Here is a 26,897-nt window from a genome sequence, read left to right on the forward strand (position 1 = left end):
GTGGGTAATGTATTCTAACCCTTTGTTGTACATATACATTATAACTTGCTTTATTTTACCAATGTCATGAATATATAGCTTTACATAAGTTTTTTATTCAGAATTTCAATACCTATACGTTGGCGAAAATAGGGCATATCGCTCTGAGTGAACTCGATCTTACGATTCTGTGCGAGGTAATCAGCAAACTTACATAAAAATACGCCGCAGTCATATCCGTTCCCCTGTTGTGGAATATCCTTCAAGCACTCGAGCCTCCACCCATCTTTATTCAGTTGACTCGTCTTCTTTGTAGCCATTTCATCAATAAGGTATGCTAGAATCTTGTTCAAGCCCTCCTTGTTCTCTCCTCCTTGCGAATCATAATACTGAATAGTCTTGTTGATCATATCAATAACTGCTAAACACCAATGGCCAGGGCTTTTGAGATGGATAGGAATAAGTACCTTATCATAGGAAAATACATTTCCTATACTCTTGGTCCACCTACTTACTCCTTTGTAACCTTCTTTTAAAAGTTTGTTATAAAACCAGGTATTGAATGAATAAACCTTTCCCTTTGAGCGTTTGTCAATCATAGACAGGTATGCTTCGATTATATTGTCATTCAGCCAGTTACCCATTTGTAGAGAGATGAGATCTTTGGCTCTAACTTCTATGCCTTCTATTTCTGAAAGAATTGTGTCAGGTGCAGTTTTATAGGCTTGCTCCAGTTGGTCAAGCATCTTTTTGGTTAATATCACATCTTGTGCGTGCACCGATGGTTTACTTGAAGTGTCAGTTTTTGGTTTTTTTATTGGCGATTTCGTTTGCAGTTTTCTATATTTTTTAGTAAAAATTGCATATGATTTAGTATAATGATCGGTCTTCTCCTTGTTTTGTATCCTGTTTCCGTTTTGTAGGTTTATTAGTGGTTTATAGGGAACATTCCGTTCTGTTTTTTGTACTGTATGATCTTTTAGCAGAAAGTTTGGTTGTGTGGTACTGAGTGGTTCCACATGTATACAAGATGCAGCATAGAGTGCCGTGTAGAAAATAAAGATCGGTGTAAAAGAAAAGTGGGGCTGCATAAAGTAATTTTTAGTGATTGGAAAAGGATTTGTTAAATACCATACCTACCAGCACATTATTTTTTTGCATCGTTGGTAACATGAATCGTGCATTCTTTCCATGCTTCTGTTTGTCTGCTACCTGGCCCTTTTTTGCCTACTTTAATTTTTAGTTGATAATCGCCAGCTTTTAAACTTGTATCAGCAGTGAAGTGCATAGTCAAGCCAGAAGAGGGTATTGGCTGGTCTTGATATGCTTTTATATTATTAAATTTACTTGTAAGGTATCTGCCATTTTTATTTACTGAAATCGACTTTATAACGTATCCTTCTGTATTGCCAGTTGCTTCGAGCTTTATAGATGCTGGTTTTTCAACGTTTACAGTAATCTCGTTTTTTGTTAAGGTAAAACTTGATGGACCCACTATATTTGGTTTATCTTCGCTTAAATAGTCATTTTTGTATGTTTCTTCATTATTTAATGCTTGTATAGTCTCCTCTGTAGATGGTTCATTTTGGTTTTCATGTTTTGCTTTATCATTTATAACATGAACCGTAGATTCTTTCGATTCTTCTGTTTCTTGGTTTTGATTTTTTGCTTCATCATGCATAACATGAATCGTAGATTCTATCCATTGTTCTGTTTTTCGGCTACCTGTTCCTGTTTTTCCTATTCTAATTTTTAGTTGATAATCGCCAGCTTTTAAACTTGTATCGGCAGTGAACTCCACAGTCAAGCCAGGGGGTTTTATGGGCTTGCCTTGATGCGCTTGTATATTGTTAAATTTTTTTTGGACAATAATTGCCATTTTTATTTATTGAAATCGAATTTATAAAATATCCTTCTGTATTCCCAGTTGCTTCAAGCGGTATAGATTTTGTTTCACCAACTTTTATATTAATTTCTTTTAAAAAAGAAAATTTTGGCGACGGATCTATTTGCTCTGTTTGTTTCGAATCATCTTTCGGACTTTCATCTAAATCGCTCTCTTCAGTAGTTTCGGTATTGCTTTTTTGATCTATTCTCGTTGGAATTGCATTGCGCACAAGATTTTGTTCAATTACAGGATTAGCCTTCTTAGCAGTCAGCTCACTAGCCTGTTTGTTTTTACAGGATATGCCATGTACCAAAAGCAGCAGGGTGGTAAAGGCTTTATATATAAGCATCATCAATATGGTAGGCATAGTAGGAAGAATTTTTAACGTTATAGTTCTAGTAAATTATATTTCAATCAACCTGCATAAAATAATCTGATTTAGCAATAGGTGTAGCGTTTTTCACAAATCGCTTTCTGAAAGGATGTAATATTGGCATTATTTATAATATTATCTATCTTGAGGTGTTTTATTTTTTGATGATATGAAAGATTTTATTGCCAGCTTAGCTTGGCGTGGTATGATCCATGATATGGTTCCAGGTACGGCGGAACATTTAGGCAAAGGCATGGCTACCGGATATGTTGGTTTTGACCCTTCTGCTCCTTCTTTACACCTTGGCAATTTGGTGACTATTATGTTATTAAAACACTTCCAAGAAGCGGGTCATAAGCCTATTGCGTTAGTAGGTGGCGCTACGGGCATGATTGGAGATCCCTCTGGGCGTAGCCAAGAACGCTTGTTTTTAACGGAAGAAGTATTGCGTTACAATGAGGCCTGTATTGCTCAACAATTAGAAAAGTTTTTAGATTTCTCTGTTGGTCCAAATAAGGCTGTTGTATTAAATAATTTTGATTGGTTTAAAGATTTCTCTTTCTTAGGGTTTCTTCGTGATATAGGCAAACATATACCTATTGGCTATATGATGGCTAAGGATAGTGTCAAACAGCGCATAGAGAAGGGTATCTCTTATGCCGAATTTGCCTATCAATTGTTACAAGGGTATGATTTCTATCATCTCTACCTACATAAAAATGTAACCCTACAAATGGGTGGCTCTGATCAGTGGGGCAATTTAACTACAGGGGTAGAGCTTATTCGTAAAAAGGCACAATCTCAGGCATTTGCAATAACCGCTCCCTTGCTGACCCGTGCGGATGGAACGAAGTTCGGCAAAACCGCCTCTGGCAGCAATATATGGTTAGATCCGTCGAAAACTTCTCCTTATGCGCTCTATCAGTTTTTATTAAATAGTAGCGATCATGAAGCAGAAAAATTGATTAAAATTTTTTCTTTCTGCAAAAAAGAGGAAATAGAGGCCCTTATTTTGGCCCATCAGGCCAAACCTGAAATGCGCCTGTTGCAGCAAACATTAGCCAAGATTGTGACGACTATGGTCCATTCAGAAGCAGCTTGTAGGCAGGCTATGGCCTGCAGCGATATGCTTTTTGGCCATACCGACTCAGTGGATGCACTCTATGGACTCAGTGAAGTGGATCTGTTGAGCATTTGTGCCACTATACCTAAGGTGCACATCACAAGCACTGCGTTAAGTGCAGTAGACTCTATTGTTTCTTTGTTATCTGTGGCTACGGAAAATCTTATTATGCCTTCTAAGTCAGAGGCAAGGAGAATGATTGCTTCATCTGGTATAAAGGTAAATAAGGTATTGATAACCGATCCTTACCAAAAACCAGATTTTATTTTATTACACAATCGTTATCTATTGGTACAAAAAGGCAAAAAAAATCACTACCTTATTGTTGTTCAATAATTTTTGTATAAAACAATGATTACTAGGTCTTTTAGCAGTGCGGTATATGGGGTAAATGCTTTTATGATATCCATAGAGGTAAGCATTGTGAATGGGACCAGTCTATTTATGGTGGGGCTTCCGGATAGTGCTATTAAAGAGAGCCAGCATCGAATAGAATCTGTATTAAAGCAGATTAAATGTACGATGCCTCGGCAACGTGTTATTGTCAACCTTGCTCCAGCTGATATACGAAAGGAAGGTGCCGCCTATGACTTACCGATTGCCTTATCTATTTTACATGCCTCAGAACAATATAATTTAGCTCGGTTGCCGAATTATGTAATCATGGGCGAATTGGCTTTAGATGGGACGCTCAGATCCGTAAAAGGGGTATTGCCCATTGCTATTGAATCCCATAAAAATGGATTTAAGGGTATCATTGTGCCAGAAAAGAATGGACCGGAAGCGGGTATTGTGCGTAAAATAGAGGTTATTGCGGTTAACCATATTACAGAAGCCATTGCATTTTTATCGGGGGAACGGACGATTCATCCTATAGAGGTAGACACACGTAAGCTTTTTGAGGCGCAATCAGATGCCTATGCAGTAGACTTTTCGGATGTACAGGGGTAAGAAAATATCAAAAGGGCGTTAGAAATTGCAGCAGCTGGTGGCCATAATGTTATTATGATTGGCCCTCCTGGAGCAGGTAAAACGATGTTGGCCAAACGACTGCCTTCTATTTTACCTCCTTTTACCTTGGCTGAAACACTAGAAACTACTAAAATCTATTCTGTAATTGGCCGAATGGATAGCCATTATGGATTATTAGCTACAAGGCCTTTTCGTGCACCTCACCATACGATTAGTGATGTAGCATTGGTAGGAGGGGGGAGCTTCCCACAACCGGGTGAAATCTCTTTGGCCCATCATGGTGTACTTTTTTTGGATGAATTGCCAGAGTTTAAAAGGAGCGTATTGGAGGTGATGCGTCAACCTCTAGAAGATGGTAAAGTAGTGATTTCAAGGGCTAAATTTTCCATTGAGTTTCCAGCTAGTTTTATGCTTATTGCGAGCATGAATCCTTGCCCTTGTGGGTATTATAACCATCCTGACAAAGAATGTGTTTGTAGTACGGTTAATGTACAACGTTATCTGAATAAGGTCAGCGGGCCGTTGTTAGATAGGATAGATCTCCATGTAGAGGTAGTACCAATACTATTTGAAGAGTTGACTGCTTCGAAAAAGAATGAAGCAAGCCATCTGGTTCGAGAACGTGTAGTCCAGGCCAGGAAGATACAGGAAAAACGTTTCCAAGACCATGCACAACTGTATACCAATGCGCGCATGTCCTCTACCATGACTAAGGTATTTTGTCCTATTTCAAAGGCTGGGCAAAAGTTATTACAAGTAGCCATGGAAAAGTTGGGCCTTTCGGCAAGGGCTTACGAGCGAATTTTAAAAGTAGCCAGAACCATTGCTGACTTAGCAGGTAGTGAAAATATATCAGAAATACATTTAGCAGAAGCAATTCAATATCGTAGTTTGGACCGAGCAGGGTGGGGTAGTTAACCACTGCAGTTTTACTGCAAGTGCTACTTTTCTTGCGATTCTGTTTCTTGAAAATAACCAACGGCATTAACGGTAAAGTTTTTACGTGGCATCACCTGAAAGGCATGTTGCGCATCGCGTTGATGTACTTTAATAGCTGCTGCTGTTTAATTACTGGTTGTTTAGGGATGCCCTTGCAATATACCCATTTTGTAAAAATATAACCCCTCTTTTTATGATGACAGATCTTACAAGTCCGTTACAACAGCTGCAAGAATTAGGTTGTTTTTTACCAAAAAAAGTGATACGTTAAAAGCATCCATACTATAGTGCGCTACTACAATGATTTAATTTTATCCAATCTGTTATTGTGTAAAATTAGCAACTGTAAGGCGTGAATTTTATAATAAGATTGTATGCTTTTTTTATGCTCTTTTTTCTATTATAGATTTTTGATATGTTTTATATATGCTTGTAGTAGCATAGCCAGGTTGCATTCAAATGATGAAGCGGATATGCTAACCTATGGAAACGGTTTGGCAAAGGAGACTTGCCAAAATAGCCAAACACTAGATAGCTCTACCGTAGATAAATTTTTTCTTCTTGCAGCCAAAAATGGCGATGTAGCATTTATTAAACAGGCCCTTGCACAAGGTATGCGGCTTGATGAATTACAAAATATTATTCATGCGCAAGGTTGTTTTTGTCATAAAGAGCTAGTTAGATACTTATCTAGTATGTATAATCCAACAGATCAATACGGGAATACCGTGTTGCATGCTGAAGGTAAAAAAGGCAATATTTTTTCTTTTTTTCGTTTTCTTGAATTTTATAGAAATAGACCTTTACTGCATCAGTATAAAACTATATTGGCAAATCTAGACATACAAAATAACGCAGGCCAGACTCTATTCTATCTTTTAGCCAAAGAGGACCATGTGCTTTTTGCTCAAGTGATCTTAGATAAGTTAAATCAACTAGCTTCCTTGATCGAGGTTAACCTAGATCAAGATATCAATAGCTTTTTAAGCATAAAAAATAACGATGGACTTACTGTGATGGCTATTGCAGCTATAAAAAGGTGTAAAGATTTTGTTGAATTAGTATCGCCTTATGTAAAACCGTATACATGTGGTGCGTGTCCTCAAAGGTTTAGATTTCCAAGTACTTTAATAAGTCATGAAAGAACCCATACAGGAGAAAGACCGTTTAAATGTGCTCAGTGTGGTAAAGGGTTCACTAAAGCACATCATTTACAAGCCCATATGAGCGTTCATACAGGAGAAAGGCCTCATAAATGTGATCAGTGTAGTGACAAATTCCGTACTTCTAGTAATTTAAAAAGACATCAACTAATCCACACAAAAAGGAAGCCGTACGAATGTAGTATGTGTGATCAGGCATTTAATCAAAAATGTAATTTAACGGCGCATGAACAAGCAATACATGGAAATCAGCTGCTTAACAAGCTACATGACCTGGCGTACGTGGAAATGGAATGACATCACGTATGTTTTCCATACCGGTTACAAACAATACAAATCGGTCAAGCCCTAAGCCAAATCCGCTATGGGGTATGGTACCAAAGCGTCTGGTATCCAGATACCAGTTTAAATCTTCAATATGGGCGCGCTGCATCGCTTGTTTCAAATAATCGATGCGTTCTTCCCTTTGGGATCCTCCAATAATTTCACCTACACCAGGGAAAAGTATATCCATAGCGGCTACTGTTTTGCCATCATCGTTTTGGCGCATATAAAATGCTTTGATATCCTTGGGATAATCGGTTACTACGATCGGTCTTTTAAAATGCTGCTCTACCAGATAACGTTCATGTTCTGATTGGAGATCGATGCCCCAACCGGTAACGGGATAGGCAAATGTACCATTCTTGTTTGATGCAGCTTCCATTAAAATAGCAATGGCTTCTGTATAGGTAATACGGGCGAAAGGTTGTTCCAATACGAATTGCAACCGCTCTAATAAATCCATGGATGGGGTTTTATCTGCTTCATTTTTATGGCCCTGCAAACGCTGGTTCAAAAAATCAAGTTCTTCAGGGCATGTTTTAAGCAGATCAGCTGATAGGGATTTTAACAACCCTTCTGCAAGTGCAATTGTATCGTCCAGATTATTAAAGGCTACCTCTGGTTCAACCATCCAGAATTCTGCTAGATGTCTGGATGTATTAGAATTTTCTGCTCTAAAGGTAGGTCCAAAAGTATAGACTGCGCCTAAGCCCATAGCAGCTGCTTCTGCAGCAAGTTGTCCAGAAACGGTTAAGTTGGTGGCTGTGTTAAAAAAATCTGCTCTAAAATCAATACTGCCATCTGGATTTTTAGGTGGATGCGCAGCATCTAGGCTGGTTACACGAAACAATTCTCCTGCGCCTTCTGCATCAGCTGCGGTAATAATAGGTGTATGGAGATAACAAAAACCACGTTCGTGAAAAAAATGGTGAATTGCATAACTAATGGCATGTCTGATGCGAAAGACTGCGCCAAAGGTATTGGTGCGAAAACGCAGATGCATCCACGTACGTAAAAACTCCAACGAATGGGGCTTTGGTTGCAATGGGTAGTCTGGGGCGCTGCCTAGTAGGGTTAGGTGATCACCATGTAATTCTACCGATTGTTTGGTGCCTTTTGAGGCGACTAAACAGCCAGATACTGCCACACTGGCACCTGTAACCAGCTGGTTCAGCAGTTCTTTTGGGAGCTCAGATGGTGTCATCACTACCTGTAAGTGTTGTTGACAGGAGCCATCATTGATGGTAAGAAATACAACCTGTTTATTGATGCGCTTGGTGCGGATCCAACCTTTTATGGCAACTTTTGCACCTACTGTGCCAAATTGTAAAAGTTCTTTAATTTTGTTATGCAATGTATTCTTTCTTTAGATTAAAGATTAATATTTGTTTTGGTTTTGGTAATAGCGTACTATATAGCGCGCCTGATAAGGCCCAATGTATAAATAGTCTTCATTTAATCCAACTAAATGCTAAGATGCAGAAGTTACAATTAGAACAAAGGTTAACGCAGCGGTTGTCTGGACAACAGATTCAATTTATTAAGTTGCTGCAAGTACCTACTATAGCACTCAACGATTATATCTCAAAAGAGGTGACTGCAAATCCTTTATTAGATGAGGGAAAAGCGCATGAAGATGAAGTACCTGCCTCATCCGAATCATTTGCGCAGGATTTGCCTGATTATCGTTTCACGGATCCAAATAAAAAGATATACAAAACACAACCTTCTCGTGACCTTTGGACGCCATCTATCATTTCGTTGCAAGAAAAGTTAAAGGAACAGCTCCATTTGCTTCATTTAAGCAAAGTAGGTTATATAATAGGCGAACATCTCATTGGTAGTTTAGATCAAAATGGCTACCTGCAATGTGACCTGGAAATTGTTGTGCAGGATTTGCATGTAATCCATTATTTAGAGGTTTCTTTACAAGAAGTGGAAGAGGTATTAACTGCGATTCAACGTTTAGATCCACCTGGTATTGCAGCTAGAAATCTGCAGGAATGTTTATTTATACAACTGCAAGGGCAAAATCAGAAAGATCCCCTTATTCAGTTGGCAAAGCGTGTGGTAAGTAATTGTTTTGAAGCTTTTACTAAAAAACACTATGAAACCATAGCTAAAAAATTAGGGCTTACGGATACGGCTCTTTTGAAAGATGCACTGGTACACATTGCCCGGTTGAATCCTCGACCGGGGCGGCATAGTAATAGTATAGATGATGCCAATGATTACCTTACGCCAGACTTTATAATCGTAACGCATCAAGGTAAGCTTACCGTTGAGTTGGTGCACTATCCAGTTCATAAACCACGTTTTAATAAAAAATATCTTACCATGTTGGAAACCTATGAACAAAAGACGAAACAAGATCTAGAAAGCCAGGAGATGATTGCCTTTTTGAAAAAAAAGCTGGAGCATGCCAAGTGGTTTATGGAGGCACTGAGTCAACGGAGCCAAACGCTTTTAAAGACGATGGAAGCAATTTTAGAATTGCAATATGCTTTCTTTTCAGAGGGAGAAGAAACAGATCGATTAAAACCAATGGTTTTGCAGCATGTAGCGAATAAGGTTGGCATGGATGCTTCTACCATTTCAAGAATTGTGAACCAAAAATCAGTGCAAGGCAAGTTTGGTATTTATCCTTTAAAATTTTTCTTCTCTGAAGGCATCACTACATCTACTGGCGTAGATATCAGTAACAAAGTGGTGAAAAATAGAATTTTAGAATTAATTGATGGTGAGGATAAACAAAATCCTTATTCTGATGAGCGCCTGGTGGCGTTATTGATAGCTGAGGGGTATAATGTGGTCCGCCGTACCGTAACGAAGTATAGAAAGCAATTGCATTTACCGGTTGCTAGGTTGCGGAAGGTGTTAGAATAGAGCAATACTTCGCATAATATTTTTTAAATACTTTAGAAACGCTATGCCTGCACAATAGTAAAATACAGAATTGGCGTTCATACTAGCTTAGTTTCTTCTTCCACACTAAAATACCTAATCTTATTGCTGCCCATTTGATAACTTTATTTTAAGACCCTTAAACTAAACGCTACAGAAAATAAATTAAAATATTTTTGTCCGATTTTTTCAGGAGAATATACTCAACTAGTGTTAACGATTCACCTCGAAAATACCAGCTTTACATAAGCCTTCCATTTAGGATTTCAATAGCCATACGTTCACGAAAATAGGGCATATCTCTTTGAGTGAAATTGAGCGGAGCACCCAGTGCCACGTGGTTAGCGAATTGGCATACAAAGACACCACAGTCATATCCATTTTGTTGCTGTGGAATACCCTCTAAGCATTCAAGCCTCCACTCAGCTTTGTTAAGTTGACCTTGCTTCTTGTCAGCTATTTCCTTAACAAGATAGTCTAGAAGCTTATTCAGGCAATCTTTGTTGCTTTTTCCTAACGAATCATAATAGTTAATAGCCTTTTTACCAAAATCAACAACTGCTAAACACCAATGGTAACCTAGATGGATAGGAATAAGAAGCAAGTCATAGTCAAATATATCAATATTCTCAGTCCACCTTTTCACTTTTTCGTAACCAGCTGGGCTAGAAAGCAGCTTGAAAAAAAAGCTATTGAAATAGTGAACCTTTGGCAACAACTGGTTCTCCTTCTCTTCTGAGCGCTTGACAACCATATGTAGATATGCGTTAATTATAGAGTCGTTGAGCCACTTCTTTCCTTCTAGGAGGATTAGATCTTCCTTTTTAATCTGTAACTCACCTACAGTGACAAGAAGCATTTCAGATGAGGAGCCAAAGGCTTTCTTCACTTGGTCGAGCATCTCATCGGTTAGTGGCAGGTGTTCTGGATTCAGTGATGGTTTGTCTGGAATATAAGCTTGTCTGCTTCTTGCTTGCGGTACCGTATCTTTGAGAAGAAAATTCGGTTGTATATTTGCATTACTTGTTATTAGATTATTCTTCTTTAAAGCATTATCTCCACTGCTTGCATTGGGTATAGTTACGTTACTTAGTGCCAATACATTCTTCTTTAAAGCATTATCTTCACTGCTTTCATTAGGTATATTTGCATTGCTTGTTACTAGATTATTCTTCTTTAAAGCTTTGTATTGGTTAGCTTCACGAGGTGTGCCTGTATTATTCGTTCTAAATTTTTTATTATTCTTAGAAGGATTTTTACAGGACCCACTGTAGAACGTGCTATAGAAAAAAAGACCAGTGCAAAAGAAATATGGGATTGTATAAAGTTTATAGCCATTCATAATAGTTAAGTTAAGTGCATTACATCAATCTTTTTAAAACTGAATAGCTCGCTACATAGTATTTAGACTAAGAATAGCTATCTGAGGTAAATTGTAGGCCTTTTATTTTAATCGAGCGCTTATTGTCCAAGTTATCAACCCACTATTAAAATTTTTGACCTTAGATAAAAGGTTATTAAAATAGTCTAATTTTGTAGAAATCGTGTTAAACGCAGCCACCTGCTTCACCTAATTTAAAATGTTTTCTACACACAGCAATATATCGTTCATTCCCTCCAATCTCGATTTGCTCACCTTCTGTAACTTTACGATGTCTATCATCAATACGCATATTCATAATCGCTTTAGCTCCGCAATAGCAAATCGTCTTTATCTCATCAATTTTATCTGCCCAAACGAGTAAATAAAGACTTCCTTCAAAAGGTTCACCACGAAAATCACTACGTAATCCATATGCTAAAACTGGTATATTGCACTCATCAACTACATCACTTAGCTGCAATACTTGCGCTTTTGTTAAAAATTGTGCTTCATCGACCAAAATACATTTCAAATTATTAGTCTCTTGTAGCCTTTCTTTAACAAAATAAAATAGATTGTCCTCTGCACTAAAAGGCTTACTAACCGCCTCTAAACCTATACGTGAAAAAATCACCCCCCTTTTATAACGAGTATCGATAAGCGGGGAAAACAATAACGTTTCCATACCACGTTCTTTATAATTATAACTCGCTTGCAGTAGGATTGTACTCTTACCTGCATTCATAGCCGCATAATAAAAATAGAGTTTAGACATAATAGTAAAAAATCAATAAGTTGTTTTTCCAAAAAGTTTGGTTTTTCCTTGTGATATGAAATTTGCCACTATTAAAAATATACATTTTTTTATTAAATTGGTGTGTTAGTAATTGGAAATAATATTGCTACAAGCAACCAAGGATGTAAAGTTATATTGTTCAAAAACAACAAAAAATAAAATAGAACTATTATGAACTTTTTTTATTTAGAAGCTTTTGCTTTTATAACAGGCTTGTTAAGTGTCTATCTTCTAATCAAAGTCAGCTTATGGAATTGGTTCTTTGGTATCATAACAGTGCTTTCCTTCCTATTCATTTTTTTCAATGCTAAGCTATATGCCGAGATGGGCTTACAAGTTGTTTTTTTAGCCCTTCAGTGCTATGGTATTTACCAATGGTCTAGTAGTTCACCTAGAAAAAATTCCTTATCCATTCAATTGGCACACCGATCCGTTTATTATGCATATACAGCCAATGGTCTATTGCTGTTTACTGGGATTAGCTATATGCTAAACAAGTATACAGATTCTACAACTGTCTATGCTGATGTTTGGATTACCACATTAAGTCTAATTGCTCAGTGGATGATGGGCAAAAAATATTTACAACACTGGCTATTATGGATCGTTGTGGATATATCTGCGATTATTTTATACATCTATAAAGCCTTGTATTTAACAGCCCTGCTCTATTTTATTTATATCTTTCTAGCTATTATAGGTTATAAAAATTGGAAAAATCTCCTTAAAGAAGCGATAGCTAGTCAAGCAAGATAACGACTATCGTTTAAAGGCCTCTTATTATTAAGATAAATAAATATACTCTCTGGGAAAAGAAGAAAACCCACCAATGGTTATAAAAAATTATACAATCCAAGCTACGACCAAGACAACTGTACCACTTGCATTTAGTACAGATAGCAATCTCATAGTATATATACTAATCCTTTGAAAGCAGAAACTAATGTGCTTAACTAAACTTCAACACAACCCTCTCTAGATATATCTGCTAATGTAATAAGCGGCAGCTTCAATTAAAGCAAGGTATGTTAAAATTAAATGATACTGAATTGAAAGCTAGAGACCAACTGGTCCTTGGTAAGAAAGAATTGGTATTTGTGCCTAATGGATTTGTAGGAAAGTTTTCATCTATCATTGTTATACAAAACAGCAATCTAGTTACAACTACAGTTTCACTAAAAGGGACCACAAGTGCTTATCTACAAATCTAACCAAACTGATTTTCAGCTCATCTGTAAAGACACACTTGCTTATCAAAACTTTTTAGAGGGGAATAGGAGAGCTTTTAGGAGGTGTGCGACCAGAAGGCTGAACGGAATAGGTAAGAAAAAGTTACTTTTGTGCACATAGGGTAAAGTACAAAGGGATAAAAGCTTAGCCAAGAGCCTGTAAATTATTTTGTGTAAGTGCCGTTTTTTAGGAGAATCTTCCCTCAAATTCGATAGCGAATCGATTCAGAGCCGCTCTCCAATCATGTAAAGACATAGTCCACTTTTGTGATGCCTTCTGTATGGCTAAATATACTACTTTTAATGCAGATTGGTCATTAGGAAAAATTTTACGGTTATTGATAGATTTTCTAATAACGCTATTGAGTGATTCAATGGCATTGGTCGTATAAATAATTTTTCGTATTTCATCAGGATAGTCAAAAATAGTTATAATGTTGCTCCAATTTTTATGCCATGAACGACTAATAGCTGGATATTTTTTATCCCATTTTTCACTAAAAATAAGAAGTGCTTCTTCCGCTTGCTCAAGAGAAATAGCGCGATAAATAACTTTAAGATCCGATGCGACGGACTTCATGTCCTTATAGGGTACATAACGTAACGAATTACGAATAAGATGAACAATGCATAACTGAATTTTGGTTTTTGGAAATACTGTATTAATAGCATCTGGAAATCCGGTTAATCCATCAACACAAGCAATAAAAATATCCTTAATGCCACGATTATTTAACTCAGTTAATACTGAGAGCCAAAATTTTGCACCTTCGGTTTCTGCTATCCACAAACCAAGTAATTCTTTTTGCCCTTGACAATTAATGGCTAATGCCAAATAAATTGATTTGTTGATTACGCGTTTATCTTGATGACACTTGATAACGATACAATCTAAATACAATATGGGATATACTGTTTCTAATGGACGATTCTGCCAAACAGTAATCTCCTCAATAACAGATTCAGTTACTTTCGAAATTAAACTGTGTGATACCTCTGTACCATACAGCTCTTTGAATGTATCTGAAATATCTCTGGTAGTCATCCCTCTAGCATAAAGAGCCAAAATTTGTTCATCAAATTCAGTGAAGCGAGTTTGCCCTTTGCGAATGATTTGAGGATCGAACGTGCTGTTTCGGTCACGTGGCGTATTAATTTCCATTTCGCCAAAATCACCCTTTAATCGCTTAGGAGAGTAACCATTACGGCTATTTCCCGTGTTCCTGCCTTCTATAGCATGCTTTTCATAGCCAAGATGATCCTCTAATTCTGCATCCATAGCACGTTCTACCGTGATTTTTAATAGTTGCTTGCTGAGAATAGCTAAATCTTTTTCACTCTTAATAGACTTCGACAATTCATTTAGTAGATTTGGATCTATATTTATTTGTTGTTGTTCCATTGCTTATGACTCATTTATAACTAACGATTTAATCCGTTAGATTAGTTAATAATAAGCATTTACACAATTTTATTTACAAACTCATAGGTTCAGACTAGATCCCTAGTCTACATAATCTTAAATTCCTTAGCTGCCCATAGTCTGTAAAGCCCAAAGCTTAGCGTAAAGACCATTCTGTTGTAATAGTTTTGCATGTCTGCCTTGCTCAATAAGCTGACCCTGATCTAGCACTAGAATATGATCCGCATGTCTAATGGTATTGAGTCGGTGGGCAATACTGATCACAGTACGGTTGTAACAAATTTGGTCCATATTCGATATAATAGCTGCTTCAGACTCATAATCAAGCGCAGAAGTGGCTTCATCTAAAACTAAAATCCGTGGATTCACCAGTAATGCCCTGGCTAAAGCTACCCTTTGACGCTGACCACCCGATAATCCACTACCTCTTTCACCGAGCATGGTTTGGTATCCTTGGGGAAGCATATTAATAAAACCATCCGCTCCAGCTAATTTGGCTACTTGGATAACCGCATCTTCACTGGCTTCAGGACAACATAATTTAATGTTATCCGCTATCGATCCAGCAAACAACATATTATTTTGTAATACAACACTCATATTAGACCGTAATGCAGTGGGATCAGCAATAGCTACGTCCATACCATCTACTAGAATTTGGCCATGTTGGGGAATATATAGACAGTGTAATAACCGCGTTAAGGTGCTCTTACCTGATCCTGATGGGCCTGTAATGCCCACAAATGTTCCAGCTTGAATCGTAAAAGATAGATTTTTTAAAACTTCTGCTGTATCAGGTTGATAGCGGAAACGGATATCCTGAAATTCAATCTTACCTTTTAATGTTGGAAGAGATACTACGCCTTTACTACCAGCCTCTGATGGCATATCTAATATGTCACCGATACGACGCAGTGCTATTAAAGTATGCTGGAACTCTTGCCATATTTGCGCCAAGCGTAAAATAGGCTGGGTTACATGATTGGCCAGCATATTAAAAGCTACTAATCCACCAACAGTGAGCTCGCCTGCTAAGACAATTTTTACGCCCAACCATAATAATAAGGCGGATATTAGCTTTTGTATAAGACTAATTCCCTGGCTAGCAGTAATAGCCAGTTTTTTAGCTGAAAAGGTAGCCCGTAATTGACCTGCTAAGACCTGTTGCCAACGTTTAAGGAAATCTGGTTCAGTAGCAGTAGTTTTTAACACCTCTATACCGGTTATCATTTCAGTTAAATAAGCGGTAGTTAAGTTACTAGCATCATATTGTTTTGTAACACGGTTACGTAATAGGGGACCAATCATCAACCAAAATACAGCATATAGTACTAAAGATGCTAGTACAATATAGGCTAATAAGCTAGCATAGCTAAACATAACCACTACAAACATCAAGATAAAAACAGTATCCAATACCAGCATTAAGGCTGAACCAGTAAGGAACTGACGAATTTGATTCATTTCAGAGATCCGTGCAACGATCTGACCCGTTTGTCGCTGGCTAAAATAGTCTAGTGGTAGCGTTAATAAATGGCGGTATAATCTGGCAGAAAGTTCAGCATTAATTTTGCTAGCCAAATTAGTAAAAACTTTACCTCGTAGGTAACCATGTATAGGTTCTGCTATAGCTAATTCTACTATAGCTAGTGCCAATATTTGCAAACTATTAATACCCCTTAACCAATACTTGATCAATAACATTTTGAAACAATATAGGACTCACTAGATCCATCAATTGCAATACCAAGGATAAAGCTAGAACCTCTCGTAACTGAGGGATATGGCGTAATATGGAAGGCAAAAACCAACTTAACCCAAATTGAGTATCTGATATTTTTATCTCTTTTTCTGCCAGTAACACTACTGGGATATTATATTTTCCATTAATAGGAGTAGGAAGTGGCTCTTGATAAACCTGTTTAGTATCCAGATCATAACGCCACCAATATGCTGGTTCTATTTTTTCAATTACACTCCATTGACCATTTAAGCAGACTAATATCGGTAGTGATGTTGTTTGTAAATTATCTTCTATCTTTTGATACCATTTAGCACGTAAACCCGCATACCTAGCAGCTAAGCAAATATCCAAAGCGGTTAATTGCTCGCAATCTATATCCATCTTATGGCCTAATGATGCTTCAGTTACTACTAGTTGAAAATATTCAGCAGCTTTAACAATGGCTGGTATACCATATTTCCCTCTAATCATTTTTTCTTCTATTTATGGCTCCCTACAGGATTCAGCACAATATTCTCTAATTGGACTCAGTAAATAGTCAATGATACGCCGTTTCCCTAATTTAATCTCAGTAGTAATAGTCATACCAGGAGTTAAAGTAATCAGCTGATCATTTATAACCATGTGATTTTGATCTAGTTCAATTTGAGCTGGAAAGACTAATTCGGGATTTTGTTCACTGCGTTTAACAGAATCACGTGATAAACTAAGCACCTTACCACTAATGGTACCATAACGACTATAAGGGAAGGCTTCTACTTTAACAGTTACAGATTGTCCAGGACGAATAAAGCCAACATCTTTATTGGCAATATCAATTTCTGCTTGTTGTGGGGCATCATAAGGCACTATCACCATTAAAATTTGTGCGACTTGAACAATACCCCCAATAGTATGAATAGCCAGTTGTTGTACAGTGCCATCTAGTGGTGCTCTCAATATTTGTAACCGTCCACGATCTTGAGCTTTAGCTAATTCTTGCGTGGCTATTAATAAGGAAGATGATGCTTTATTTAAGTTATCATGCCATTCTAGCTGTTTTTGTGCTATATAATTAGCTTTTACCTTTCGCAACGTATCGATGCTAGTCTGTAACACTTTTAATTCTTCTTGCTTAGTAGCTATGGATAACTGTATCTCTAATCCCTCCTTTTCTTTTTCTAATAACGTCATTTTAGCCATAAAGTCAGATTTAGCTAACTCCCGACTTGAAATTAAACGTTTTTGGATATTCATTTTTAGCTTTTGTAGTCCATCTAGGCTTCTTTGGTGAGCTATTTGCTCAGACTGCTTGGTCTTTAGTTCAGCATCGAATTTAGACAACATCGATTGATATTCTTCCCAGATACTGGTAAGATAAGTGTAAGTTCTTGCTGCTATAGATGCCTCTATAGCATTTGGTAGGATTAAGCCATTCAATGGATCATTGCTAAGCAGCGCGCGATAACGAGCCACTGCTAGTTGCTGAAATAAGTGTTCTTCTTGGCAACGCTCTATTTCTTGTGCTGATCCTACTATATTTAGGGCTAACAACCTCTCTCCAGCTGTCACATGTTGGCCATTCTGTACTAAAATCTCTACTACTTCTCCTGTTTCATAGGGTTGAACTAATTGAGAACGACTAGGCAAAGTAAGCCGACCAGTAGCCGATACATGAATATCTAATTGACCCAAACAAGCCCAAATGAATACTGATAAAGTTAAAGTAGTGATCGTAATAGATGTTACCAGAGCAGTAGGTGAAGGTGGGCGTTCTATTAACTCAAGATAGGAAGGCAGAAAGGCATATTGATCATCACTACGATGCTTCTTGGAAAAGCAAGCAATATATCGTTGTTGTATAAACGTACGTATTATTCTATATAACCGTTGCATACATAATTTACTTAAAGTTAAAGAGATCCATAGTTAGATTTCTAATTTTAAATCTTGCTGTAAACGCCACAATCGCGCATATTTACCATTTAGCCCTAATAAGGCTTCATGAGTGCCTTGCTCTATAATTTGTCCTTGCTGTAAAACAACAATGGAATCACAATGTTTCACAGTGGATAGACGATGGGCGATCGTAATGACCGTACGACCGTCAGCTATCTTATTCATATTGGCTTGAATGAAAGCTTGCGACTCATCATCTAAAGCACTAGTAGCTTCATCAAAAATCAGTACTTTAGGATTAATTAATAAAGCACGTGCAATGGCAATACGTTGCCTTTGCCCGCCGGATAGAGAACTACCGCCTTCAGTTAGTAGGGTGTCATAACCCATAGGTAGACGCAAGATAAACGCATGGGCGCCTGATAGCTTGGCTGCCTCTATAACTGCGTCCAACGAAGCTTGAGGCAACGATTGCGCAATATTATCACGGACCGTACGGTTAAATAAATAGTTTTCTTGCAGTACTACAGCTACTTGTTGACGCAAATTACGTAAATCTAGTGCATTTAAGGACTTTTTATCATATAATATTTGCCCTTGTTCTGGTAAATAGAGTCGTAGTAACAAACGAGCTAAAGTGCTTTTTCCAGAACCTGATGCACCTACAATACCTATTTGCGCACCGGATTGAATATGTAAAGAAATACCTTGCAATATCGGTGGTCCAGTTGGTTTATAGCGAAAAGATACCTGATCTAGAGTAATGGAACCCTGTAAGGCATAGGGTTCTCCTTGAAATGCTTGCTCTACTGGTAAATTTAGCGTATCACCCAAGATATCTACGGCTACTTTAGCTTGGACAAGCTTACTCCATAGTTCAACTAGTTTAGATAAGGGTTGCGAAAAATGCTGCGCCAACATATTAAAGGCAATAAGTTGACCAAGGGTAATCTTCAAATGAATAACATCACTAGCTCCATAATACCTTCTAGTTTTAGTAACAACTCACTACAAGCCAACGCACTTTCTATTACCATGGTCTATACTATTTTGAATAAGTGCATAGTTGGCGTTATAGGTATTGCCCATCTGTGGAGTAGAATCAGTAACCTGATCTATCGGTGTCATACTACAGATAGATTGCTTTAAAAGGTTCACATCTGTTGTAGTATTTCCCAATACTTCAGGTGGAGCTTCCAGTGAGGAGTTTTGTTGTAGGCACTGTTGCACTATTTTATCACATAATAGCTGCGGAATAGTCTCTACTTCTCCTGTAGCTAACTGCTGGGGAACTGTCTTTATGGCTTGCGTATATAACTCAGGCGTTGCTATTACATCGGAGACAGCTTTTTCTATCCCACAAGCTTGCACCTGTTCTTGCACCTTAACAATAAACGTACCTATTTTCTCTAAAATATTTTTAGTATATTCTTGTTGAGCATAATAAAGAGGTTTATTATTATAAATATCTTCAGCATCAATATTTGCACCTGCCTTTAATAATGCTACAACAATATGGTTGTTCCCTTCCTCAACAGCTGCGTGTAGTATTGTCATACCTTTATCATTACGAACATTCGTAATAATTTTCATATCAACCTGTGTTTGATGAATATGATTGGTATACTTAAATATTTCGTCAATTGAACTTAATAGGCCAACTATATTTTTGTTAGAAGTAAATTCTTTTGGGGTACTTTTAAATTTGTTTTCACTATTAAAGATGGCACCATGCTGTAACAGAAATTTAACAATATCCAAATAACCATTTTCAGCTGCATAATGCAAAAGAGTGTTTCCTTGATTATCCCGTACATTAACAATAGTCTCAATCTTTATATTATGCGTTTTTGCTATGTCTATGATCTTTAAATGATTAATAATACCTTCAGGATTATCGCTATCTATACTAATAAACAATTCATTAATTGAACCAAGTAACCTTGAACTTTGGTTCTCTATAAGTTCAAACGGCGATTTTCCTTCTTTATTTTTAACATTAAAATTAGCACCTTGTTGCAATAAAAACTTAACAATTTCCATTTTATCATTTTCAGCAGCAAAGTGGAGTGGTGTATAATGGTTAACATCTAAAGAATCGATATCTGCATTATTATTTAATAATAACTGTATAATATCAATCTTACCAGAAGAAGCAGCGCGATGTAGTGCGGTTTTACCACTTTTGTCCCTAATATCAATCCATTTTAATGTTCTATCCTTATTGGTATAATCTTCGATTACTTGCTTTTCACCACTATCAACAGCATTAAAGAATGCGTTAACCGATTGCAATAATGTATCAGGTATATTATGCTCATTTGAAAGTTCTTCAGGAGTACGGCCTGCATTATTCTTAGCATTAAAAATAGCTCCGTTATTTAACAGTAAACGAACCATGTTAGTATTACCTTTTATAACTGCAATATGTATAGGCATATTACCATCTTTATTTACGCCATTTATTGACCTAAACTGATAATCTCTGTAATGAGGAGACCATCCTTGTCGTTTTTCTTTTAGATAGTCCTGGTTAGCTTTTAATAAAGCTATCAAAGCTTGTTGATCATTCTTATCAGTAGCTAAATGTAGCAAAGCATTATTTTTATTATCCTGCGCATTAAGAATAAATAGCGTTGGATTGTGTGTGTCCGATGCGTCTGAATACTGTGTTCCATGTTGAGTATCTGATAATAACTTATCATTTAAATCCTGGATCAAATTTTTACTATTAAATAATTGATCCAGTGTATCCAGTAACCAAACAATTTTTTTACTTCTTTCATTCAATAAATTAGGATTTTCTAATAGATTGCGGGGTGTCTTCCCATTCAAGTCAACTACATTATACATAGCACCATACTGCAACAGTAACTCTACAATTTTAATTTGTTGCAACTGAGAGGCCCAATGTAACGGTGTTTTACCCTCTTTATCCTTAAGATTAATATCTCCGCCTTTACGTATAATAAATTTACCCCAGTCTATATCATTGGATTGAATAGCCTTATGCAAACGAGGCATACCGTTTTCGTCAATAAGATTCAAATCAAATTCATGTGGATTTTTAAAAAATCCAGCTTGATTCCTTACTGATTCAGGAATATTTGCATTGCGTGTCACTAATAAATATTTTATAACATTTGGATCTGTATCTTCGTTTTCTATAGCGTAATACAAAGGTGTTTTAAGTTCATTATCCTGCATGTTAACATCAGCTCCACAGTCAATCAAGTATCTTATTATATTTAGTCCACGCTTGGCATATATTGCCTGAAATAAAGGAGATTCACCTCGATCATTTTTAGCATTAACGTCTTCTCCGCTGTCAATCAAATATTTAATGTTTTTCAAGTTTGCTCCAGAATCAACTGCACTATGTAATGCAGTATTTCCATCATGTTTAATATCTTCTCTGTGATTATCAAATAAATACTGTATAATATCAATTTGATTATTCCGAGTTGCCTGATATAAATGTAGATAATAGTAGTCGCGATTTTCTTGATTTATAAAATATTTAAAGGTTTTTATATGACCATCTCTAGCAGCTGCCTGTAGAATTTTTGTATAATAACTAGATCCCTCCTCTTCAGATGTATAATCAACTTCATAGTTAGTTTTTGTGCCTCCGTTATCTACTAAATACTTTGTAATCCTCAGTCTATCATCATCACTTAGTTCTTTACTAAGATTAACACGATCTAAGGGTGTAATACCATTATCATCTTGATTGAGTAAATTCCTCCTTATTTCTGTGTTGCTTATAGTATCTAGTATGGCTATAATTACTTGGACACGTCCATGCATAAAAAAGTAAGAAAGTAACCTGGGAAATTCATAACTTAACCTAAGTGTAGAAGCTGCACTTGGATCTTGTAACAATAATTTCTCTTCTATCTGTCTTAGCTTATGATCTTGATTTGCATAGGCGCCATGAACTTGTTCAATAACATATGATACTAATGGTCTTGTGTCTTCATTTAATTGGCTACTATCAGCACCTTTTAATAATAAATCGCAAGCAATTTCCATCCTATTATTTTTGGCAGCATAATATAGAGCAGCTTTACCATCATTATCTGGTTTATTCACAAACTTGACCAATTGCGACTCTCTATATTCTTCTTTTTTAAAGGTCCCATGCTCTAAAATATTTTTTTCCAGAATATCATTATTATAATTTAGTAAGTACTCAACAATATCTGAATGGCCATGTTCAGCAGCATAATGCAATGGTGTTTTTCCTAGATTATCAGATTGCGGCCAAGCATCATGGTTTGATTCTAGTAAAGTCTTAACAAGGTTCAAATAACCATTTTGAGCAGCAAAATTTATTAGTGGTTTACCTTCTAACAAAGCAAGACCTTCTGTTCTTTTTGTGTCTTCTAATTGCTTAATTATACTGTTAATAAAAATAGGAGAGGTATTAGGTAATATTTTATTAACGTGTTCAAGTGTTCCACTAAAATCACTAACCATCTTTTCAGCAAAAGGAAAAGAAACAAAATATTCTGCAAAAGTAGCATGGGTAAAATGTGGTTTATCATCTATAATTTGATCAATTATGCCTTGGTTTTCATCTCCACTTTTAATATCCTGTATCCAACCATTAATCTTCTCTTGATTTGTAGAAGATAGTTTTGTAAACTCTTCATTATTCAACAATGCGTATAGTGCTAATTCTTGTTGTTGTTTTATAAATTCTTTATAATCTCGATCGAAAGTCCTTTTTATCCCTGGTTTTGTAAAATCTATTTCTCGCTTCTCTTTAAAATGTATATCATAAAATTTTGTTTTTACAAAGCGTTCATATAACTCTGCAATATTAAATTGATTTGGTAGTGTTGGTTTTTGATTCGGAATATTAGTAGTATCTAAAAACTCTTTACATCCTTGCCATGCTTTTTCTTGCTTTCCCTCTTTATTTTCATAAAAAACCTCTGCTACCATACTTATGTGTAACGGAATACCAGTAAATTCTGTCTGTTTACCGCTAGTTGATCCAGATAATAGTGTAATTAATTCATTAGCATAAATTTTTAATTTTTGATCATTAACTTGAGAAAAATTTTCTTGATTGAATTTTTGCTTCCAAAATAAAGCTAAAAAATCTATTTGATCTTTTTCTTTAGAAAAGGGCTTTAAATCATAGGCAAGCACATTTAATTTACTTTCTAAATCCGTTCTCATATTTGGTCTAGTAGTGACCAATAATTTTTCCACTTTAGTCTTCTTTAACTCGCCAAGCAAATTAATTACTATATCTTTATAATCTGGGGTAATTTCATCAAAACCATCAAGTAGTATTACCACCTGCATTCCATTATTAGAACCAAAATCAAGATATTTCTCTAATAACTTCTTTTCTAGACTATCATTAAGCTTTAATAGTTTGTTCAGCAAGAAATCTATTGCTTGATCCTTATTAAACTGGTTACTTTTTAGTTCATTTAGTTGATCAGTATACTTGATTAGATTAATTCTTATTACCCATCTACAAGAACTTTTATCTTTCATTGCTTGGGATAAGCTAGTTAGAACCGTCGATTTCCCCATCCCAGCAGTATCAGCAATGACTACTACTTTATGTCCAACACTATGATTCAATAAATCTGATTCTGAATAATAATTAATACGACTTTCGCCAGATTGAATATATTTACGTAATGCAGATACAGAGCCTTGTGATTGCTGCCAAATTAATTTACCTGACTCACTTTTTAACCAATGAATATTAGAATCAGGGCTTTCTTCACATAACTGATTAAAATTCTCCTTTGTGTAACCCAACTTATCCGGGAAGGCTCTATCTGTTTCTATATTCGTTTTTATCTCTATTTGATAGAATTTACGATCTATATAATAATCCTTAACTTTACCTAAATCTGTCAGTTGGCTACCTATGTTTATCTCTTTATCCTGAATAAGATCAACGAATGTATTGACATCTATAATGTCTACTGGGAATGGATGTATTAATTGATTTAAACTCGTTTTTTCTCCTTTTTCTTGGAGAAGTATCAAATTTTTTCCTAAGAGCTTTTTTTGTGATGTAGGCTTAAGATCACTGAAGCGAGTAGTATCCTCTATTGGAGGTTCAGCATTAGACGCAAACTTACTAGCTAATGGGTCTTCTTTTTCTTTAGTAATAAGAATGATTTTTTTCTCTGGCTTACTCCCTATTACTTCAGATAGCTTTTGATGTAACTCTACTACCTTTTTTTCTTTAGAATTACATGTTATGACTAATAAGTAATGGCCGTCCTCTGAGTTAAAAGTATTTATTACTAGTCTTTGTGCCTCTGGTCGCAATAAGGTAGTTAATTTTATAAAAATTAAGCTTTTAGCATATTTTTTAATAAGCTCCTCAGGAGATCCTTTCAAATTTTCTAGAGAACGGTAAACCTTAATGGCGCTGAATAGGTTATCTGCTTCGTCAAAAACGTGAAAAGTTGATTTTCTATTGCCAGAAAGGAAGGTTTTTAACTCATCTTTGATAGGATTCTCATCAAAATCAATACCATATTCTTCAAGCTTTTCACGATATACTAAATGGAAACCTGTAGCTATTATAGTATTAATTTTACTTTCTATCGAATTAAAAAATTCTGCTCCATGTTGCTCAGTAAGCCATTCTCCCTCCTTTCCTTTTTCTTTTCGCTTCTCCTTAAACCAATCTAACATTCTTCTTTGGAATGAATCACTTACCAAATCAGCATTAAGTAAATTAAATTTACTATCCTTACCTATTTCCCTTGCAATAATGCTTCCTAAAGCCTCCTCATTAGGTTGATTAACTGCAAAAACCAACTTTTCAAAGAATGCTTTAATTGCACTATCTTCAATCTCGTCATTTGGCAATTCAGGCTTTGAACCTAACTGCTCTTCTTTACAAGTTTTGAAATTGTTGATTATAAATTTATAATCCTTAAGGTTACTAAAATTTATTCCTTGTGTCTGAAGTGCTGCTTTCAGTGCAGTCTTAAACTCCTCTAAGTTACCTGGTAGTTGATTATTATCATCCAAGAATAATGAACTAAATATTAGATTTTTGCCTTCTTCATCTTCTACTAAGATATGTCCAGCTAATGGGCTACCATCCTGAATATTATCTGCGACAATTCTTTCTATAGATCCTTGTTTTGCATTCTTTTTATATTTGCTTCTATCAATTGTAACAACATGATCTTTAGTCTCTTCTATTAACCTGGCAATCTCTTTAGCAAATATTTGTACATCAGAGAGCTGAGGGTTCTTGTTCAATTCAAAATCTAGTTTTGCACGCTTTTTAAAATCTTTAAAAAAGATCTCACGCAATTTTTGCACCCTAGATACTTTATTTTCAATAAAATCGTTATGAAGCTTTTTAGTGTTTCTATCTATTACCTTTTCGTTTACCAGTGCAACATGATATTTTCTAAAAATGTCAGATCTTAACTCTAGCTTTTTATTATTTAGCACATGATCAGCTAACTCCTTTGCTAGTAAGTATAAATTAGAGGTTTCTCTCAATTTTTCATATAGCTCATGTTGTTCATCTACAACCAGTCGATAACGTTGAGGATTTTTGCTTGGAGTAGATACATCTAAAATATCATCGTCCTCAGGTACGGGCTTAAGATAGAGTGAACTACCCAACAATTTTTTCAAATCCGGTTGATTAAAACTATTATCAAAATCAAAGTCAATATTAGTACAGAGAATGAAATCTTGTAATGCCGCTGCTGTTTTTGCATCTATTTTTGCATCTGTGAATTCTTTATGTTGTTTCTTAATATCTTCCTTAAGATCTTTCTTAATCTTACAGTAGGATATAAAATATTTTTGCAGGCTAAAATCATCATCTCTATCCGTTAGTAAGTCATGAACATTAATCTTTCTAGACTCATCTTGTTTATGTTTAGCTTGTAAAAAACGATACGTCCAACTACTTTCTGTACCTGTTTTATAGTGAAAAACTAAATCATCAAATTTTGCTGCAGTCTCTACTTCAGTACCCAACCGGAAACTGTACTTTTGTTTCAACGCTCGTTTTAAAAACAACATTAACAACTTTAATTGGTAAATATTTCCATGTAAAGTGTGTACTAATCCTTCTTTAGAATAAAATTTTTGTAACTGGTTACCAGTAGATGTAGATTGAACACCTGGTTGCTGAGCACTGGCAGGAATAGAGCTACCTGGGTCTAGACTTAGTTTCTTAGCTACCGGTCCTTGACCTGAAGATTCTCCTTTTACATTGATCATTACCATTTTACTAATCATTTTGACTTATACATTTCTACATAAGCATCGTGAGATTTCTATAACGCAATTAAATTTTCTAGCTTGCAAAGAATCTAGGATTATTTTTAGGGGGATAGAAAATATGATAAGTATTACTAAGCAGATGATACTAATATTAACAATAAAATTTAAACCCCTTTTTATTTATTATTTAATGCTTAAACGGAGAGAAAAGATGATAAAAAATTGTACCGATTTCTAGGTTATGTTTTACGGTATTCTTAATAGTAAAAAATTAAAATATAAAAGTCAATAAGTTTTCTAATTTATTTTTAATATACTATTTTAGTATTGATTATCATATGTTTTATGATTTATAGCTCTAAAACAGGAAGATATATTACTAATATAGCATAGATATTTCTTGTTAATCGGTGGGAGAGGGGGCAAAATATATAACTCTAAGCGTGGTTTTTATTTCAGATTATATCCTAAATATCTTAACGATACAATTATTTATTAAAACCCTAACCCAATATATTATGGCCCAGATTATTAGTCTACTCATAC

General features: G+C 35.8%; 17 protein-coding genes and 1 pseudogene. 6 read left to right on the plus strand and 12 right to left on the minus strand.

Translation table 11 applies throughout. The features are described from left to right. Window positions 1-80: 80 nt before the first annotated feature. From ACOALF_RS03715 to ACOALF_RS03725, 3 genes are read right to left on the minus strand one after another with little or no spacing between them, the layout of a single operon-like run. Entirely contained in the window at window positions 81-1,070 is a 990-nt protein-coding gene (locus tag ACOALF_RS03715; RefSeq protein ID WP_419241160.1) for a Ulp1 family isopeptidase, read from the minus strand. 56 nt (window positions 1,071-1,126) lie between these two features. Then, entirely contained in the window at window positions 1,127-1,858 is a 732-nt protein-coding gene (locus tag ACOALF_RS03720) for a hypothetical protein (RefSeq protein WP_419241161.1), read from the minus strand. Beyond that, entirely contained in the window at window positions 1,830-2,219 is a 390-nt protein-coding gene (locus tag ACOALF_RS03725) for a hypothetical protein (RefSeq protein ID WP_419241162.1), read from the minus strand. The genes ACOALF_RS03720 and ACOALF_RS03725 overlap by 29 nt, the downstream gene beginning before the upstream one ends. Before the next feature lie 190 nt (window positions 2,220-2,409). On the opposite strand from ACOALF_RS03725, the gene tyrS reads away from it, so the two are divergent. The 3 genes and pseudogenes from tyrS to ACOALF_RS03740 all read left to right on the plus strand — a co-directional run bounded on the left by tyrS (window position 2,410) and on the right by ACOALF_RS03740 (window position 6,734). Then, window positions 2,410-3,699, plus strand: a complete 1,290-nt coding sequence (gene tyrS / locus ACOALF_RS03730; RefSeq protein ID WP_419241163.1) for a tyrosine--tRNA ligase — start codon at window positions 2,410-2,412, stop codon at window positions 3,697-3,699. Window positions 3,700-3,714: 15 nt separating this feature from the next. Beyond that, window positions 3,715-5,253 (plus strand): annotated as a pseudogene (locus ACOALF_RS03735) (YifB family Mg chelatase-like AAA ATPase). Window positions 5,254-5,684: 431 nt separating this feature from the next. Beyond that, window positions 5,685-6,734, plus strand: a complete 1,050-nt coding sequence (locus ACOALF_RS03740) for a C2H2-type zinc finger protein (RefSeq protein ID WP_419241164.1) — start codon at window positions 5,685-5,687, stop codon at window positions 6,732-6,734. Here ACOALF_RS03740 and asnS read toward each other — a convergent pair. Further along, window positions 6,694-8,115, minus strand: a complete 1,422-nt coding sequence (gene asnS, locus ACOALF_RS03745; RefSeq protein WP_419241165.1) for an asparagine--tRNA ligase — start codon at window positions 8,113-8,115, stop codon at window positions 6,694-6,696. The genes ACOALF_RS03740 and asnS overlap by 41 nt on opposite strands. A gap of 122 nt (window positions 8,116-8,237) precedes the next feature. Between asnS and rpoN the strand changes: the two genes are divergently transcribed. Further along, complete coding sequence (rpoN, locus tag ACOALF_RS03750; RefSeq protein WP_419241166.1) at window positions 8,238-9,647, plus strand: RNA polymerase factor sigma-54; 1,410 nt, start codon at window positions 8,238-8,240, stop codon at window positions 9,645-9,647. A gap of 259 nt (window positions 9,648-9,906) precedes the next feature. On the opposite strand, the gene ACOALF_RS03755 is transcribed toward rpoN, so the two are convergent. Further along, window positions 9,907-11,007: a Ulp1 family isopeptidase gene (locus tag ACOALF_RS03755; RefSeq protein ID WP_419241167.1), complete on the minus strand. Its 1,101-nt coding sequence runs from the start codon at window positions 11,005-11,007 to the stop codon at window positions 9,907-9,909. Between the two features lie 205 nt (window positions 11,008-11,212). After that, entirely contained in the window at window positions 11,213-11,803 is a 591-nt protein-coding gene (locus ACOALF_RS03760; protein WP_419241168.1) for a thymidine kinase, read from the minus strand. Window positions 11,804-11,995: 192 nt separating this feature from the next. Between ACOALF_RS03760 and pnuC the strand changes: the two genes are divergently transcribed. Continuing rightward, window positions 11,996-12,580 (plus strand): nicotinamide riboside transporter PnuC, encoded by a 585-nt coding sequence (gene pnuC, locus ACOALF_RS03765; protein WP_419241169.1) that lies wholly within the window; start codon window positions 11,996-11,998, stop codon window positions 12,578-12,580. Window positions 12,581-12,849: 269 nt separating this feature from the next. Then, window positions 12,850-13,035, plus strand: a complete 186-nt coding sequence (locus tag ACOALF_RS03770) for a hypothetical protein (RefSeq protein WP_419241170.1) — start codon at window positions 12,850-12,852, stop codon at window positions 13,033-13,035. 205 nt (window positions 13,036-13,240) lie between these two features. On the opposite strand, the gene ACOALF_RS03775 is transcribed toward ACOALF_RS03770, so the two are convergent. The 6 genes from ACOALF_RS03775 to ACOALF_RS03800 form a co-directional block, all read right to left on the minus strand. Continuing rightward, window positions 13,241-14,455: an IS256 family transposase gene (locus ACOALF_RS03775; RefSeq protein WP_419241131.1), complete on the minus strand. Its 1,215-nt coding sequence runs from the start codon at window positions 14,453-14,455 to the stop codon at window positions 13,241-13,243. 126 nt (window positions 14,456-14,581) lie between these two features. Beyond that, a complete protein-coding gene (locus tag ACOALF_RS03780) occupies window positions 14,582-16,180 on the minus strand; it encodes a type I secretion system permease/ATPase (protein WP_419241171.1) in 1,599 nt (532 codons plus the stop codon). Beyond that, the gene (locus ACOALF_RS03785; protein ID WP_419241172.1) at window positions 16,146-16,691 is read right to left on the minus strand and encodes a cysteine peptidase family C39 domain-containing protein; all 546 of its coding nucleotides are present in this window, start codon (window positions 16,689-16,691) and stop codon (window positions 16,146-16,148) included. Before ACOALF_RS03785 ends, ACOALF_RS03780 begins: the two co-directional genes overlap by 35 nt. Before the next feature lie 12 nt (window positions 16,692-16,703). After that, a complete protein-coding gene (locus ACOALF_RS03790; protein ID WP_419241173.1) occupies window positions 16,704-18,095 on the minus strand; it encodes an HlyD family type I secretion periplasmic adaptor subunit in 1,392 nt (463 codons plus the stop codon). A gap of 33 nt (window positions 18,096-18,128) precedes the next feature. Next, complete coding sequence (locus tag ACOALF_RS03795) at window positions 18,129-19,055, minus strand: peptidase domain-containing ABC transporter (RefSeq protein ID WP_419241174.1); 927 nt, start codon at window positions 19,053-19,055, stop codon at window positions 18,129-18,131. A 51-nt stretch (window positions 19,056-19,106) separates the two neighbouring features. Further along, window positions 19,107-26,366, minus strand: coding sequence for an ankyrin repeat domain-containing protein (locus ACOALF_RS03800; RefSeq protein ID WP_419241175.1), 7,260 nt, complete (start codon window positions 26,364-26,366; stop codon window positions 19,107-19,109). Window positions 26,367-26,897: the final 531 nt, after the last annotated feature.

The organism is Cardinium endosymbiont of Nabis limbatus, assembly GCF_965196625.1.
GTDB lineage: Bacteria > Bacteroidota > Bacteroidia > Cytophagales > Amoebophilaceae > Cardinium.